15 protein-coding genes are annotated in these 14,311 nt (G+C 60.8%); 8 read left to right on the top strand and 7 right to left on the bottom strand.

The genetic code is table 11. The annotated features are described in order from the left end of the window. Positions 1-25: 25 nt before the first annotated feature. Positions 26-715: a response regulator gene (locus AC3ISR_RS08580; RefSeq protein ID WP_192298716.1), complete on the top strand. Its 690-nt coding sequence runs from the start codon at positions 26-28 to the stop codon at positions 713-715. Between the two features lie 121 nt (positions 716-836). On the opposite strand, the gene AC3ISR_RS08585 is transcribed toward AC3ISR_RS08580, so the two are convergent. After that, positions 837-1,874 carry a patatin-like phospholipase family protein gene (locus AC3ISR_RS08585; RefSeq protein ID WP_463984350.1) on the bottom strand — a complete coding sequence of 346 codons (1,038 nt, stop codon included), beginning with the start codon at positions 1,872-1,874 and terminating at the stop codon, positions 837-839. Between the two features lie 197 nt (positions 1,875-2,071). Between AC3ISR_RS08585 and AC3ISR_RS08590 the strand changes: the two genes are divergently transcribed. The 3 genes from AC3ISR_RS08590 to AC3ISR_RS08600 all read left to right on the top strand — a co-directional run bounded on the left by AC3ISR_RS08590 (position 2,072) and on the right by AC3ISR_RS08600 (position 4,042). Continuing rightward, positions 2,072-2,350 carry a hypothetical protein gene (locus AC3ISR_RS08590; RefSeq protein WP_017734442.1) on the top strand — a complete coding sequence of 93 codons (279 nt, stop codon included), beginning with the start codon at positions 2,072-2,074 and terminating at the stop codon, positions 2,348-2,350. 42 nt (positions 2,351-2,392) lie between these two features. Next, positions 2,393-3,154, top strand: coding sequence for a CHAD domain-containing protein (locus tag AC3ISR_RS08595; protein ID WP_463984351.1), 762 nt, complete (start codon positions 2,393-2,395; stop codon positions 3,152-3,154). A 90-nt stretch (positions 3,155-3,244) separates the two neighbouring features. Further along, positions 3,245-4,042 carry an acyl-CoA thioesterase gene (locus tag AC3ISR_RS08600; protein ID WP_489324688.1) on the top strand — a complete coding sequence of 266 codons (798 nt, stop codon included), beginning with the start codon at positions 3,245-3,247 and terminating at the stop codon, positions 4,040-4,042. Positions 4,043-4,045: 3 nt separating this feature from the next. On the opposite strand, the gene AC3ISR_RS08605 is transcribed toward AC3ISR_RS08600, so the two are convergent. From AC3ISR_RS08605 to AC3ISR_RS08615, 3 genes are all read right to left on the bottom strand, one after another. Beyond that, positions 4,046-4,408, bottom strand: coding sequence for an Mpo1-like protein (locus AC3ISR_RS08605; protein ID WP_489324689.1), 363 nt, complete (start codon positions 4,406-4,408; stop codon positions 4,046-4,048). A gap of 108 nt (positions 4,409-4,516) precedes the next feature. Beyond that, positions 4,517-5,998, bottom strand: coding sequence for a methyl-accepting chemotaxis protein (locus AC3ISR_RS08610; RefSeq protein WP_463984353.1), 1,482 nt, complete (start codon positions 5,996-5,998; stop codon positions 4,517-4,519). A gap of 96 nt (positions 5,999-6,094) precedes the next feature. Then, positions 6,095-6,901 carry a TatD family hydrolase gene (locus AC3ISR_RS08615; protein WP_463984354.1) on the bottom strand — a complete coding sequence of 269 codons (807 nt, stop codon included), beginning with the start codon at positions 6,899-6,901 and terminating at the stop codon, positions 6,095-6,097. 236 nt (positions 6,902-7,137) lie between these two features. Here AC3ISR_RS08615 and AC3ISR_RS08620 point away from each other — a divergent pair, with 236 nt between their 5' ends. From AC3ISR_RS08620 to AC3ISR_RS08630, 3 genes are all read left to right on the top strand, one after another. Continuing rightward, positions 7,138-8,559, top strand: a complete 1,422-nt coding sequence (locus AC3ISR_RS08620; protein WP_305392304.1) for an MltF family protein — start codon at positions 7,138-7,140, stop codon at positions 8,557-8,559. Positions 8,560-8,662: 103 nt separating this feature from the next. After that, positions 8,663-9,097: a DoxX family protein gene (locus AC3ISR_RS08625; RefSeq protein WP_463984355.1), complete on the top strand. Its 435-nt coding sequence runs from the start codon at positions 8,663-8,665 to the stop codon at positions 9,095-9,097. A gap of 282 nt (positions 9,098-9,379) precedes the next feature. After that, positions 9,380-9,688 carry a class I SAM-dependent methyltransferase gene (locus AC3ISR_RS08630; protein WP_226455389.1) on the top strand — a complete coding sequence of 103 codons (309 nt, stop codon included), beginning with the start codon at positions 9,380-9,382 and terminating at the stop codon, positions 9,686-9,688. On the opposite strand, the gene AC3ISR_RS08635 is transcribed toward AC3ISR_RS08630, so the two are convergent. From AC3ISR_RS08635 to AC3ISR_RS08645, 3 genes are read right to left on the bottom strand one after another with little or no spacing between them, the layout of a single operon-like run. Beyond that, a complete protein-coding gene (locus tag AC3ISR_RS08635) occupies positions 9,685-11,394 on the bottom strand; it encodes a Gldg family protein (protein WP_463984356.1) in 1,710 nt (569 codons plus the stop codon). The genes AC3ISR_RS08630 and AC3ISR_RS08635 overlap by 4 nt on opposite strands. A gap of 12 nt (positions 11,395-11,406) precedes the next feature. Beyond that, complete coding sequence (locus AC3ISR_RS08640) at positions 11,407-12,132, bottom strand: ABC-2 transporter permease (protein WP_192298727.1); 726 nt, start codon at positions 12,130-12,132, stop codon at positions 11,407-11,409. Continuing rightward, the gene (locus tag AC3ISR_RS08645; protein ID WP_192298728.1) at positions 12,129-13,055 is read right to left on the bottom strand and encodes an ABC transporter ATP-binding protein; all 927 of its coding nucleotides are present in this window, start codon (positions 13,053-13,055) and stop codon (positions 12,129-12,131) included. Before AC3ISR_RS08645 ends, AC3ISR_RS08640 begins: the two co-directional genes overlap by 4 nt. A gap of 255 nt (positions 13,056-13,310) precedes the next feature. Here AC3ISR_RS08645 and AC3ISR_RS08650 point away from each other — a divergent pair, with 255 nt between their 5' ends. Beyond that, a complete protein-coding gene (locus AC3ISR_RS08650; protein WP_463984366.1) occupies positions 13,311-14,297 on the top strand; it encodes a KIAA2012 family protein in 987 nt (328 codons plus the stop codon). Positions 14,298-14,311: the final 14 nt, after the last annotated feature.

The following is a 14,311-nucleotide window of genomic DNA, read 5'->3' on the forward strand; positions in this document are numbered from 1 at the left end:
TCTCCGCCGATTCTGATTGGACACCATGAGCCAGACCGCGACGATTTTGGTCATTGATGACGAACCGCAGATCCGCAAATTCCTGCGCATCAGCCTGGCCTCCCAGGGCTACAAGGTGATTGAGGCCGGCACCGGCAATGAAGGCCTGGCCCAGGCCGCGCTGAACAAGCCGGACTTGCTGGTGCTCGACCTCGGCCTGCCGGACATGGACGGCCAGCAGGTGCTGCGTGAGTTTCGCGAATGGTCGATGGTGCCGGTGCTGGTGCTCTCGGTGCGGGCCAGCGAAGGGCAGAAAGTCGAGGCCCTCGACGGTGGCGCGAATGACTACGTGACCAAGCCATTTGGCATCCAGGAGTTTCTTGCCCGCGTGCGTGCGCTGTTGCGCCAGGTGCCGACGGGCGAGGCTCAGGAAGCGGCGTTGAGTTTTGGCCCGTTGACCGTCGACCTGGCCTATCGCCGTGTACTGCTGGACGGTGCCGAGGTGGCCTTGACCCGCAAGGAATACGCGGTACTGGCACAACTGGCGCGCCATCCGGGGCGGGTGATTACCCAGCAGCAGTTGCTCAAGGACATCTGGGGGCCGACCCATACCGAAGACAGTCACTACCTGCGGATTGTGGTCGGGCATCTGCGCCAGAAGTTGGCGGATGACCCGACGCAGCCGCGGTTTATCGTGACGGAGGCGGGGGTGGGGTATCGGTTGTTGGGCGCCTAGATGTTTGGTGGCTGGGCCGGCCTCATCGCGGGCAAGCCCGCTCCCACATTTTGAAAGCGTTCACCATTGGAGTGTGGGAGCTGGCTTGCCTGCGATGGCGCCTTCAGCAACACCAGAAATCTCAGCCCTGCTCGCTCTCATACCGATCCAACGTATCCCGCGCAATCTCCCGCCCCAAGGCGATCAACTCCGGCGCCTTGTAAAACTCGAAAAACCGGCATACCCGCTTCGGCACGTTGATCAACACATCCGGCGGATACCCGGCGATCTTGTACTGCGCCAATGAGGTCTGCATCACCTCGAAACTCTGGTTGATCAAGTCCAGCAACGACGCCGGGCCGACGTTGTCGATGATGAACGAACCGGTCGCCGACTTCGGTGCCCCGGCGGTTTCCGGGGCGGCGGCGGGTTGTTGGGCTTCGGGTTCCGCCGAGTCCAGCCAGGGGTTGATGTCTGCGGCTTCGGCCTGCAATGCCTCTTGCTCCAGCTTCATCAACTGTTCGGCCTGTTTGCGGCGGAAGGGCAGGTGCGAACCGAGGGATTTCGCCAGGCTGTTGAAACGGCTCTTGAACGCGGGTGGGCGCTGGATCATCGGCAATTGGTAGTGCTTCTGGTTGGTGGCGTTGAGGTTGACCGCGATGATCAAGTCGCAATGGCTCGACACCACCGGCACGATCGGCAGCGGGTTGAGCAGGCCGCCGTCCACCAGCATGCGGTTGCCCTGCATCACGGGTGTAAACAGGCTGGGGATCGCCGCCGAGGCGCGCATGGCCTGGTGCAGGCAACCTTCCTGGAACCAGATTTCCTGTTGGTTGGTGAGGTCGGTGGCGACGGCGGTGTAGGGGATGCGCAACTCTTCGATGTTCAACTCGCCGACGATCTTGCGGATCTGGCCGAAGACCTTCTCGCCTCGGATCGCCCCCAGGCGAAAACTCACGTCCACCAGGCGCAACACGTCGAGGTAATCGAGGCTTTCGATCCAACTGCGGTAGTCATCGAGTTTGCCGGCGGCGTAGATGCCGCCCACTACGGCGCCCATGGAGCAACCAGCGACACAGGCAATGTCGTAGCCGCGCCGTTCGATCTCCTCGATCACTCCGATATGGGCGTAGCCCCGGGCCCCGCCGGAGCCCAGCACCAAGGCAACACGTTTCTTCATGGTCCATGTCCTACAGAAGGCAGGTGCCCACAATGCACCTATTGAGGGGGCGGCTTCAATCTTCGCTGCGGGAGTGATAAGGCTCGGGTATGCTCTGGCAATAGGTAGGATCGATTTCAGGCTAGGGACAAGGCACTTTTCCAAGTAGGCAACGTCTACAACGTACGACTGTTTTTCTTTATTTTGAGGTGTCATCGATGAAAGCCTGGATGTGTGTGCCTGTGATCGTGTTGGCCCTGGCCGGTTGTGCCGGGAAAACCGCGTACCGCGACAGCTGCGGCACGCAATTGGATGCCGCCTGGCATGAGCTGGACCTGGCCAAGGCCGAAGGTTTCGCCGGTACGGTCAGCTACTCCAAGGCTCTGTCGCTGTTGACCGGCGCCAAGACCCAGCAACAGTTCGAAGCGTTTGAAGGCTGCGCCAACAAGGCCGAAAAAGCGCGTTTCTATATTCGTGAGTCGCGCGCCGGGCGTTGATCCGGGGGCTAATAGGATTTTTCATCGAGGAGTGAGGGCAGGATGTCAGCGTTGGTCGATCAGTTAGTCGCTCAGGTCATTGGCCTGGAAGTTGGGTTGCTGAGCTGCCAGGCTCGTCTTGCCGCCGTCACCGACGATGAAGCCCTGCATGATCTGCGCACCACCGTGCGCCGCCTGCGCAGCCTGTTGCGCCCCTTGCGCGGGCTGCCGGGGGTGGAACAGCTGGAAGCGGCCGCCAGCGCGGTCGGCCAGTTGACCACGCCGTTGCGTGACCGCGAGGTGCTGGCGGCGTATTTGCACCAGCACGGCCATCACCTGGCCGCCGATCGACGCCTGCGCTTGCAACCCGAGGCGTATCGGCAGGTGGCACAAGGCCCGGAGCTGGCGCACTTGCTGCTGATCCTCGATGCCTTTCCGCGCTTCATCCGCGCCTCTGAACATCAAAAACTGCTCAAGGGCCTGCGCACGCGTATCGAGAAGCGCCTGGCCAAGCAATGGCAGGCACTTGGCGCCGCGTTGAAAGACCCCGAGCACGATCGCCATCGCCTGCGCTTGTTGATCAAGCGTGTGCGCTACGCCGCCGAAGCGTATCCCGAATTGGACAAACTCCCCGCCAAAGCCCTGCCTCGCCTCAAGGGAGCCCAAGCCGCCCTGGGCGATTGGCACGACTGCTGGCAGTGGCTGGCCCAGGCCCAGCAGCAGGCGGATTTGCAGCCTTGCGTGGCGGTGTGGCAACGCACCATGGCCAAGGCGCAAGGGCAGGCGGATCGCGTGCTGGATAAGCTCAGCGCGGATTGTTTCTGAACCGGTCCGGCTTTTGGCCGGAATAGGCGCTGTGCCTGGCGGGCCCGCTGGTTAAGATCGCCCATCTGTTTCTTTTGATGTGAGGTCGCCATGCGTTTCAGTGATTTGCTCGACGCCGCCCGTAGCCACCCGCAGGACGTCACCATCCCCGCCGAATGGGCGCAAGGCCGTGCCACGTTTGGTGGCCTGGTCGCCGCCTTGCAGTACGAAGCGTTGCGCGCCCAGGTGCCGGCGGATCGGCCGTTGCGCTCGCTGGCGGTCACCTTCGTCGGGCCGGTAGCGCCGGATGTGCCGGCCAGCTATCAAGTCGAAGTGTTGCGCGAAGGCAAGGCCGTCAGCCAGTTGCTCGGCCGCGTGGTGCAGAACGGTGAAGTGGCGACCCTGGTACAGGCCAGTTTCGGTGGCTCCCGCGCGTCGGAAATCACGGTGGAGAGCGAAGCGCCGCCGGTGTTCAAGCACTGGGATGAGTGCCAGGAACTGCCTTACATCAAGGGCGTCACGCCGGAGTTCATGCGCCATTTGGCGATGCGTTGGAGCGTCGGCGGTCTGCCGTTTACCGGTAACAAATCCCGCGACATGGGCGGCTGGGTCCGACTGCGTGGGGATGTAAAAGAGGAACCGCTGACCGAAGCGCACATCCTCGCCCTGGTCGATGCCTGGCCCCCGGCGTTGCTGCCGCACCTGAAAAAGCCGGCGCCGGGCAGCACACTGACCTGGACCATCGAGTTCATCCAGCCGTTGCAGGATTTGAGCACCCTCGACTGGTGCCAGTACTACGTCAGCATCGAACACGCCCGAGACGGCTATGGCCATGCCGCCGCCGCGCTGTGGAGCCCGAGCGGTGCGCTGATCGCCATCAGCCGCCAGACCGTGGTGGTGTTCGCCTGATCCTCAGTGCCGATGGCGCTGCCGCCAGGCGCGCCACCAGCCACCGCTGAAGACAAAACGCGGGAAGGTCACGAATTGCTCGACCACCAACCGCTGCACGGCGTCTTTGCGATCACTGAAGGGTTCACTGGCCTGCGCTTCCAGGCTATGCCCGTGACGCTGCAAGGCCAGGCCGGCGAGGATGCCGACCACGCCAATGGCAAAACTCGCCAGGCTCAGGCTGAACACGCCGGACACAATCAGCAGAAACCCGATAATGAATAGCGGCACGGCAATCAGGTGCAACGCCAGGTTGGTCGGGTGCTGATGGTTCTGTGGGTAATTGCGCCATTGCCAGGCGGGGAGATTGGGATGACTTTTGCCCATGCTGAAAAATCCTCTGTCCGTTGAAACAACTTGAACAGAGTTTAGGCAGGGACGGGCGCAGCAGCGAATCAAGGCTGGCTATAGGGGCTATAGCCAACCTTGGATGGCTTACAGCTTCAATTGCCCGATGGCTTTGCTCAATTCACCGGCCAGAGTCGCCAGTTGGTTGCTGGTGGTTGCCGAATCCACGGTTTGTTTCACGGTGTTTTCGGTGACGTCACGAATGCTCACCACCGCGCGGTTCATTTCCTCGGCGACATGGCTTTGCTGCTCTGCGGCGACGGCGATCTGGGTGTTGCTTTCGCGCATCTGCGCCACGGCGCTGGTGATTTCGGCCAGTGCCGCGCCCGCTTCAAGGGCTTGCTGCACGCAGTCGTCGGCCTTGAAGGAGCTTTCCTGCATGAAGTCCACCGCATCGCGGGTGCCGGCTTGCAGCGCGGAGACCATGCGGGTGATTTCGTCGGTGGAGCTTTGTACACGTTTGGCCAGGTTGCGCACTTCGTCGGCGACCACTGCAAAACCACGACCCATTTCCCCGGCGCGGGCGGCTTCGATGGCGGCGTTGAGGGCGAGCAGGTTGGTCTGTTCGGCGATGCTGTGGATCACGCTGACGACGCCGTTGATTTTCTGGCTGTCCTCGGCGAGTTTCTGGATCATTTCGGCGGTCTGTTGCACGCCGGTGGACAGCCCGGCAATCGAGCGTTGCACGCGGCTCACCACTTCATGGCCGCTGCCGGCGAGGGTGTCGGCGGTCTGGGACAAATCCCGCGTGGCGCCGGCGTGCTGGGCGATGTGGTAGACGGTGGCGGTCATCTCGTTGATGGCGGTGGCGGCCTGGTCGGTTTCGCTTTGCTGGCCGAGCATGCCGTGCTGCACGTCGTTCATGCTGCTGGCCAGGCGCGCGGCGCCGTCGTCCAGTTGCTGGGCAGTACGCGCCACGGTGTTGACCACCCGTTGGTAACCGGCCTGCATGGCGTTGAAGGCGCTGGCCATCTGGCCGACTTCATCCTTGCATGCCAACGGCACGCGGGCCGACAGGTCGCCGGTTTTCTCCACGTGCAGCATCACGTCCTTGAGGGTGTTGAGCTGGCTGAGCAAGAAACGGATCAGCAGCTGCGAAGCGCAGAGCATCGCCAGCATCAGGATCGCGACGGCCACGGCGTAGTTGGTGAAACGGTCTTCGAAGACCTGGCTCAGGCTGGGCGCGTAGGCCAGCACGGCGACGTATTGACCGTCGGCGCGCGCGACCACATCGGCGCCCAACAGCGGGTTAACGCCGAACCAGGGCATGTGATTGAGTTCGATCCAGCCGGTGGCGCTGGCCAGGGCTGACAGATCCTGCTCCGCCAGTTGTGGGACTTGGCCTCGGGCAAATGTCAGCAGGTGCTCGCCCTTGGGCAGCGGTTTGTCAGCCGGCCACGCGCTGAGCAAGCGCGCCTGCGCCTGCGCGGAGGCCTGGGACGCGTCGCTGCGTGCCTGTTGTTCGAGCTGCACGGCGTACAGCACCAGCAATAAGGTGGTGATGAAGGCGACCGCGTTGACGGCCCAGAATTTGTACTTCAGCGAGATGTTGCTAAGCCAGGCACCCATGGAAGGTTTTCTCTGATAGCGGAAACAGCATTGGCAAGGTGCCATTATTGTGCCGCTATTCAACAATACCCTTTTGACATGGGTCAATGGGCCGCATCACTCCACCGCAGGCAACCGAAAAAACGCGCGGGCACAGGCGGTGCTGTGCTGGGCCAGGTCGTCCGGCGTCTCGTGGCGGTGCAGGGCGACTTCGCGCAGTACTTCGGGCAGGTAGGCCGGTTCGTTGCGGCCGTTTTTCGGCTTGGGGCGCAGGGTGCGCGGCAGCAGGTACGGCGCATCGCTTTCCAGCATCAGGCGGCCTCGGGGAATTTCCCTGACCAGCGGGTGCAGATGCGTCCCACGGCGCTCGTCGCAAATCCACCCGGTGATGCCGATGTGCAGGTCGAGGTCCAGGTAGCTGAACAACGCCTGCTGCTCGCCGGTGAAGCAATGCACCACGGCGGCAGTGAGGTGGTCGCGGTAGTCCTTGAGGATCTCCAGCAGGCGCTGATTGGCGTCACGCTCATGGAGGAACACCGGCAGCTTCAGCTCGACGGCCAGGGCCAGGTGTTCTTCGAGGACTTTTTCCTGCTGCGGGCGCGGTGAGAAATCGCGGTTGAAATCCAGCCCGCATTCGCCCACCGCGCGCACCCGGCTCTCGCCGAGCAAACTGCGCAAACGTTGGGCGCTGTCGCCGTTCCAGTCGCTGGCGCTGTGGGGGTGGATGCCGGCGGTACAGAACAGGCGTTGACCGCTGTCATCAAGCTTTGCGCAGAGTTCCAGGGCCTGTTCGCTGCCCTCGACACTGGTGCCGGTGAGGACCAATTGTTGCACGCCAGCAGCGTACGCACGCTCGAGTACGGCCTGGTGCTTCTCGTCGAAACTGGGGTTAGTCAGGTTGACGCCGATATCAATGAGTTGCATGGTGCTATCTCCGCCTGCGGCCGGAAAGCATATCAGAGCTGTAGATTTATAAGAAAATCGAAGAACTACAACGAGTTATCGCTGTCTTTGAACGTCGCAAGTGACATCGCGGTTGGCCTCACGCTTCGCCCTGTGTCACCGTTGCGCGCTTTTTCAGCGCTTCAAGTGCTCTGTTTCTGACTCCCACCGCCTCGTTTTTCGCGAGGACGTTGGCCAGTATTCTTACCGGAGAGCGGATGATCCGACCCTCGGCGTTGCTAGTGTTGTGCCTGACGTTACTGCTGCCCATGGCGGCGGTCGCGCGCCTGGACGGGCCGCTGGAAGTGACCAAACCCGGCAAGGTCCGTGACCTGGCCGAGATTCGCTCCAGCCGCACCTTGCGGGTGTTGGTCAACCAGAGCCGCAACAGTTCCGGTGAAATCCAGGGCCAGGCCATCGGTGTCGAATACCATCGCCTGCGCGCCTTCGAGCAATACCTGAATGGCCACGCCCGTGATGGCCAGGAAATCAACCTCAAGATCATCCCCAAGGCCAAGGACCAACTGCTCGGCGCATTGGCCCGTGGCGAAGGTGATCTGGTCGCCCCCGGCGAGCTGCTCGACGTCAATGCCGCGCACAAGATCAGCACCAGTGACCCCATTGCCAGCGGTGTGCCGTTGTGGCTGGTGGGTGTGAAGGGCGAGCGGCGGTTCACCAAGTTGGAGCAGTTGTCCGGGCGCACCCTGGCCTTGACCACCGGCAGCGCGGCGGCGGATGCGATCAGCCAGGTCAACCAGAAACTGGCCCTGCACAAACAGCCGCCGATCAAGGTGGAATGGGTGGACCCGACCCTGGCTGTGGAAGACGTGCTGGAGATGGTACAGGCGGGTATTTTCCACCTGACCATTGTGGAAAAGCCGATTGCCGAACGCTGGGCGAAGATCCTGCCCAAGTTGCGCTTCGACAAGCAGGTGGCCATCAGCGAGCCGGGCGACGAATACTGGTTCGTGCGCCAGGACGCGTCGATGCTGCGGGCCAGCATTGATCGATTTCTCAAGACCTATCACACCCCATCCGACCAGGACGTGGCGTTCCAGCGCATCTATCGACGCCTCTATCAAGTGCGCAACCCGCTGGCGCGGGTCGAGCGCCAGCGCCTGGAAAAACTGCGCCCGGTTTTGCAGAAGCACGCCCGCGAGCAGGGCATGGACTGGCTGAACCTCGCCGCGCTGGCCTTCAAGGAGTCCGCCCTCGACCCCGGCGCGCGCAATAGCGGTGGGCCCACTGGGCTGATGCAGATCACCCCGTCTGCGGCCCAGCGGGTGGGCGTCAACAATATCGAGAGCCTCGATAGCAACGTGCAGGCGGGCGCCCGCTACCTGGCGATGATCCGCCGCAAGTTCTTCGCCAGCCCCAAGCTGAACGAGCGCGAGCGCATGGCGTTTGTATTGGCGGCTTACAACATGGGCCCGGAGCGGGTGCAGGGGATGCGCACCGAGGCCAAGCGGCGGGGGCTGAACCCCAACCAGTGGTTCTTCCAGGTTGAGAGGATTGCCATGGAGCAGGTGGGGATGGGGGGTGTCAGCTATGTTAATAGCGTCAACAAGTATTACTTGGCGTTCGATCGGGAGCGCGAATCCCTGGAGCCGCCTGCGCCGAAAGTCGCTTCGCGGAAGTGATCGATTTAATCGATATTAATTAGGCATTTTTTCGGCTTTTATCATTCCATAAACTGATTAATATAGCGGCCAACCAACCCCTACTTCGAAAAGGATTCTTACCATGAGCCCACTGATCAAAAACCTCCTGAGCACCCGCGCCGGCTACGGCCTGACCATCCTGCGCATCGTTGTCGGCATTATCTTCGCCGCTCACGGTTCGCAAAAACTCTTCGGCTGGTTCGGCGGCTATGGCTTGGCGGGTACGGCGCAGTGGATGGAAAGCATCGGCCTGGCACCGGGTACCCTGATGGCAATGTTGTCCGGCGGGACTGAGTTTTTTGCCGGCCTGGCGCTGATCATCGGTTTGCTGGTGCGTCCAGCGGCGCTGGGGCTGACCATTCTGTCGGTGGTTGCGATCTTCTCGGTGCACATCCACAACGGTTTGTTTATGGCCAACAACGGTTATGAGTTTGCACTGGCCTTGCTGGGTGGCTCCCTGGCCGTACTGTTTGAAGGTGCCGGCAAGCTGTCCGCCGACCGCGCCATCGCCAACTGACAGACCTGCAACCCCCTGAACAGGCCCGCCGCGTGCGGGCCTTTTCGTTGCGCGCAATTCTTGACATGGCCCTGTCGGCTTCTCTAGGATGCCCGCTCATGCGCCGATTTAAACAGCTAATTGCGGGGCGCCATGGGTGGTTGTTTATGCTCGGTCCAGCGTACACAGTCCCGATAGAAGTGCTGTTTCCGACTCAGGAGCAGCCTTCGAAATACCGCTAAAGCGCTGGTTCGGTGTTGCCTCTCACCTGCCCGCAGACTTTTGAGGCAGAGACACGACACGATGAATGCACTACACCCCCTCATACGCCTGGCCCCGATCACTGCGGACCTGACCCAGCGCAACCCGAAAATCCTGCTGGGCGGCAAGCACCAGCCGACGTTGCTGCGTTATCTCGATGGCTGGCCACGCCGCACCGGCCGACCTTCGGCGTTCCTGATCCAGTTTGTCGAAGACGGCGATTCCCTCGCGCGGTTTGCCAACAACAGCTTTGACCTGGCCGTCATCCAGGCCCCCAGCGCCGCTGACGCGCAAGAAGTCATCCGCCAGCTCACGCGCATTGCCCGGCAGGGGCTGATCGCTCGTCGTTAAACCTGCAAGGGCAGTGGCCGCCTGCGATGCTGCCAGCGAAACAGCGCCCAGGCGCTCAGGCATAGCAGCAGCGGCAACGGCACAATCACCAGCAGCTTCACGCCCAGTATCCAACGCTGCAGTGGCTTGTATGCGTCCACCTTCAACGTTTGCAGTTCCATCGCCAAGCGCAGGCGCTCCTTGTTGAGCGCTTGTAGTTGGGTGCTGGTATCGACCGCTTCGGTGCCGAGGGTTGTGATGGGCGGGTTCAAGCGTTGCCATTCCTGTTCCGCCTGGGCCAGGCGTCGCTCCAACTCGTCGGCCTGGTCCTGATAGGCACGCGCAGCGGTGTTCTGCAGGTTTTCGACGACGTGCAAGCCGTAGTTTGCCATGGCGCGTGGGCGAATGTTGGCGAGCGCCTCAGGCGCAGCAAGATTGTCCAAAGTGTTCAGCACAAACAGGTGATTGCTCAATTGCGCTGAGCGGGTTGGGCTCAGCGTGAGCATGTCCGTGTCGGCGACCACCACCACATGGATCTGCGCGGCCTTCTGCAACCCGGGTGGCTGCTCGCCGACGCCGTCAGGAAACGACGAATACGCAGGCCCTTCGAGGCGCGCTGCGATGACATGGCGCTCACGGTGCGGCAGCGGTTCGCCGGGACGCCGGTTTACCGCAAGGTTGTTGGCGTCCAGCAGTGCCGACTGTTCGGAGCTTTGCAGCAACGGAGTGAAACGGGTTCGGCTTTTGTGCAGCGCGAAGAGCGCGCCGCTGCTTGCAAGGGTCACTGAATCCAGGCGCCAACTGCTGACGTCGTTCCTGGTCATGGCCTGTCTTGGCAGGGTCAACCGGGTCGGATCACTGCCTGGAGGCTCATGTGCGGCATAGCGGCTGTCGATCAGCACCAGGTCGGCGGGCATGCGCACGCCCCAGCTCGCCAGCAGCCCGTCCAGCTTGGCGCTGGCGGGCGGGGCGTCGGTATCCAGGGCGCTAAGCGGATCAATGAACATCATCAACTTGCCGCCGCCCAGCACGAATTGGTCAATGGCGTACAAGGTTTGCTCGGGCAGCCTGCGCGGGTGTACGAGCATCAGGGTCTTGAAGTGGCTGGGGATGCGGTCGAGCTCGGCAGGCAGGTCGACGAGGTTCATATGTCGATGCAGTTCGCGCAGCAGCGCCGCGGCCGGGGTCTTGATCGGCTGTCCTGACAGCAGGCCGATAGTGGCGGGCTGCGGTTGCGACAATTGGCTGATCAAGTGACTGATTTCATATTCCAGCAGCGCCGCCCGGTCGGGATTGAAGGATTCGATCCGTCGCGCGGCCTGGCCATTGCGAGTGCCGATGAGGCCGAAGAATCCTTCGCTATCGTCGAGGCCGTATAACCCGGCTCTGTAGGCATCGTCCGAAAGGTCGCCAGGGTCGATGATGTGCAGGTTGATCATGCCGTTTGCGGCGGTTTCGAACGCTTTGAGCATCTTTTCAACATAAACGGCGTAGCGCTTGCTGGCAGCGCTCTTTTTCGGGTGATGGCGTGCGTTGAAGTAGTAAAGGTCCACCGGGCTTTCCTGGGCGGCCAGCAGATGCAGCACGGCAGGCGAAAGAGTGTTGGTTTTCAAGGCTGAAGGGTCCCAGCGCAGGTCAGGCAGCTTGACTGCCCATACCAGGTTGAAGGCCAGGAACAGTAAGGCTATGACGATAAGTGTCATGCTGGCACGCAGTGCAGATCCCATCGATAGCCCCCCTCAGCTTTTTTTGTAGTTGAGAACAATGGTTGTTGCAGCAAGTAAGGCAATTGTCAGGCTGATGAAATAAAGCATGTCGTGCAGCGCCAATGCGCCATGATCAATCATCCCAAACCGTATGAGTGGACTCAGGGCGGTGAGGCTGTCGACTATCCAAATGGGCGCTTGATGTTCCAGCGCATCAAGCACTGATGACAGTCCGCTGATCGTTAATAACAGGCTCAGTGTCAGCACAGATGTCAGTAGTCGTTGGTGACTGAGGGCACACATGAAGCAGCCGATGGACAAATAACTTGCCGCCAATAAACCGCTGACCAGATATTGCGCGGCGATTACGCTGTTATCCACTGTGCCCAGCATGTTGACCATCACAACGAGGGGAAACGTCAGCGCCAATGTCAGGGCGACGATAGTCCAGGCTGCGAGAAACTTCCCGATAACCAGCTCTGCCGAGCTGACAGGCAATAGTTTAAGTAGTTCGCTGAGACCGGTCTGTTGTTCGTCCGTCCATAACTGGATCGACAGCGCCGGGATGAATAGCAGATACAACCAGGGGTGCCACTCAAAGAAGTTTTGCAAATCGCTGCTGTTTTGTTCCAGTAGCCCGAGGGTATCCAATCCGAGTGTCGTGGACAGTGCCAGGAACATTGCGATGCTCAGGTAGGTGGCCGGTGCGCGGAGATAGCGGGTCAGCTGGAGTTTGAAAACAGGCAGCAGCAGGTTCAAAGCGAGGCCTCTTGGCTCAGTTGGTGGACCACATCGTTCAGGCGGCCGGTCTCCAGCGTCAGCGAGGTTATGGGCCATTGCCGTGTGGCGATCAGTGTGCTGACGGCGGGGTAGATGGAGTGGCCGGGCATGGCGAGCACTGTGACGGTGCGAGGGGCATGGCGGTGTTCCTCGATGCCGGCAACACCGGGCAGAACCGCCAGCGCCAGCAGGTCCAGGGGTGCGTCCGACGCCAGGGTGATGGCCCTGAAGTGGCGAGAACTGCGCTGAAGCTCGGGCATTGGCATGTCCGCCAGCAGGCGCCCTTTTCCGAGGACCAGTGCGCGCGTGCAGATGTTGGACAGCGCTTCGCCATCGCGTGCGGCGACGATCACGGTCATGTCCTCGGCCAAGGATTGGATCAGCGCCCGAACCTTGTCCTGCTGATGGGGGGCGAGGCCCTCGATGGGTTCATCCAGCAACAGCACGCTGGGGTCATGCAGGATGGCCTGGGCCATTGCAACTTTGCGTTGCAGGTCGTTGGGCAGCGTGTTGAGCGGGTAGTCGAGTACCGCCGACAGCTCCAGGCGGGCCGCAGCCTGCTCGATGTGCCAACGTTTTTCGGACCCGCGCAATTTGCGCAGGGTCGCCAGGAGATTCAGGAAACGGCTGACAGACATAGTTGGATGGCAGGGATTTGATTGAGGTTGGTAGCCCACTGCCTGGCCTATTTGAAGCGGATGGGTGTGCGTATTGAAATCGAGAATGTTCACCTGCCCGGCACAGGGTTTGACCAAACCGGCCACCAGCTTCAGGAGTGTGGTTTTGCCCGCGCCCTCGAGCCCGAACAGCCCAATACATTCCTGGCGTTGGGCAGAAAATGAGAGTGGCTGGATCACACTTTTCGGGCCGAGTTTCTTTGTCAGATTACTTATCGCAATCATTAGGCTGTCCTGCTGGATCGGTTTGTCGGTGGAGGGGTAGCAACAAGCACTTTGGCTGACGTATGTGCAGGCTCGGGTTAAAAAATATTACGTTCAATGAGGGGGCTTTGAAATCCGGTCTTGAATTTATAAGCAAAATCCTACGTTTGTATTTGAGATGTGCTGAAACAATTGTTGCGTGTGTGACGTTTCAGATGGCAGTTGTTTGTTTGGTGTGTAATTTATGTTTATTCGCCGTGATGAGGTCCGATGACCATGATGCTTCTACGTACTCTTGTTCTTGCACGATCCGGTGAGGATGCGCCGGTCAACGGTGCACTGCTTTGTAGTTTCGCTGTACCCCAGATAGGTTGTAATTTTCTGGTTTATAGCCTGGATGAAGAAGCGGAGCCTGGTAGTTCCAGGGTATATATCGCTGTTTTGCGTAGGAAACTTGAGCGGTATTACTTGGGCGCTGTTGATGCGCCGGAAGAGTTGCAGTTGGCAATGCAGGTCTTCAAGCAAATATTGACGTGGGCGGCTTCCGGGACGAATCCCGGTGACTTGACGGATACACAGATTCCTTATCACTTTGTGGATTTGAAAGGCTGCAAGTTACCTCCTGCAAGACCGGAGGATCATCACTCCCTGATCATCAAGAAAGCCCTGGTGATGAAAGTCATCACCCTTGGAATGTCCAGTCCCGCGCAACCGGCGATCGAAAGCGCGACGTTGATCGTGCCCTCCATTCGTTTCTCATCAAAAATGAGTTCTGGCCCCAGGGTCGTGAGTCCAGCCGAGCCGGCCCAGGGGGACGCACCTGAATGCCACAGCGAAGAGCCGCAACCGATGCCTGTGCAAACATCGCAGGCCAATGTGTCGACTGAGCCTGTTGCGCCGAGTGAGCCTGAGGTGCCGGTGCCGTCCCAACTGCCGGTGGCGGCGGACAATAATGTGTTGTTCGAGATGGATAGCACGTTGAATAACCTCGCCCGTGTCGCGCAGGAGTTGACCCAGCAAAAGCGCGCGGTAATCGAGCGTGAGGCCGCGCTTGAGCAATGGCAGAGCCGCTTGCAGCAGGAGCAACATCAACTGGAGGAAAAGACCCGGGAGGTCGAGCAGCGCAGTGCGCAATTGCACGAGCAGTCGGTGGCTGTCAGCCAGCAGGCTGAAGCGATGAATGTGTTGATTGCCCAGGCATCGGGCATGCGGCAGAGTCTGCGGGGGATGCTGCTCGAGCTGGACCAGGTGCTGGATCGATAGTCTGGTCTGGCTAC

Source organism: Pseudomonas sp. GL_117, from assembly GCF_057835125.1.

What these genes read in the sequence shown, in the direction of transcription:
- AC3ISR_RS08580 (WP_192298716.1), top strand. Translation starts at nt 26, where the DNA reads ATGAGCCAGACCGCGACGATTTTGGTCATTGATGACGAACCGCAGATC.
- AC3ISR_RS08585 (WP_463984350.1), bottom strand. Translation starts at nt 1,874, where the DNA reads ATGAAGAAACGTGTTGCCTTGGTGCTGGGCTCCGGCGGGGCCCGGGGC.
- AC3ISR_RS08590 (WP_017734442.1), top strand. Translation starts at nt 2,072, where the DNA reads ATGAAAGCCTGGATGTGTGTGCCTGTGATCGTGTTGGCCCTGGCCGGT.
- AC3ISR_RS08595 (WP_463984351.1), top strand. Translation starts at nt 2,393, where the DNA reads ATGTCAGCGTTGGTCGATCAGTTAGTCGCTCAGGTCATTGGCCTGGAA.
- AC3ISR_RS08600 (WP_489324688.1), top strand. Translation starts at nt 3,245, where the DNA reads ATGCGTTTCAGTGATTTGCTCGACGCCGCCCGTAGCCACCCGCAGGAC.
- AC3ISR_RS08605 (WP_489324689.1), bottom strand. Translation starts at nt 4,408, where the DNA reads ATGGGCAAAAGTCATCCCAATCTCCCCGCCTGGCAATGGCGCAATTAC.
- AC3ISR_RS08610 (WP_463984353.1), bottom strand. Translation starts at nt 5,998, where the DNA reads ATGGGTGCCTGGCTTAGCAACATCTCGCTGAAGTACAAATTCTGGGCC.
- AC3ISR_RS08615 (WP_463984354.1), bottom strand. Translation starts at nt 6,901, where the DNA reads ATGCAACTCATTGATATCGGCGTCAACCTGACTAACCCCAGTTTCGAC.
- AC3ISR_RS08620 (WP_305392304.1), top strand. Translation starts at nt 7,138, where the DNA reads ATGATCCGACCCTCGGCGTTGCTAGTGTTGTGCCTGACGTTACTGCTG.
- AC3ISR_RS08625 (WP_463984355.1), top strand. Translation starts at nt 8,663, where the DNA reads ATGAGCCCACTGATCAAAAACCTCCTGAGCACCCGCGCCGGCTACGGC.
- AC3ISR_RS08630 (WP_226455389.1), top strand. Translation starts at nt 9,380, where the DNA reads ATGAATGCACTACACCCCCTCATACGCCTGGCCCCGATCACTGCGGAC.
- AC3ISR_RS08635 (WP_463984356.1), bottom strand. Translation starts at nt 11,394, where the DNA reads ATGGGATCTGCACTGCGTGCCAGCATGACACTTATCGTCATAGCCTTA.
- AC3ISR_RS08645 (WP_192298728.1), bottom strand. Translation starts at nt 13,055, where the DNA reads ATGATTGCGATAAGTAATCTGACAAAGAAACTCGGCCCGAAAAGTGTG.
- AC3ISR_RS08650 (WP_463984366.1), top strand. Translation starts at nt 13,311, where the DNA reads ATGATGCTTCTACGTACTCTTGTTCTTGCACGATCCGGTGAGGATGCG.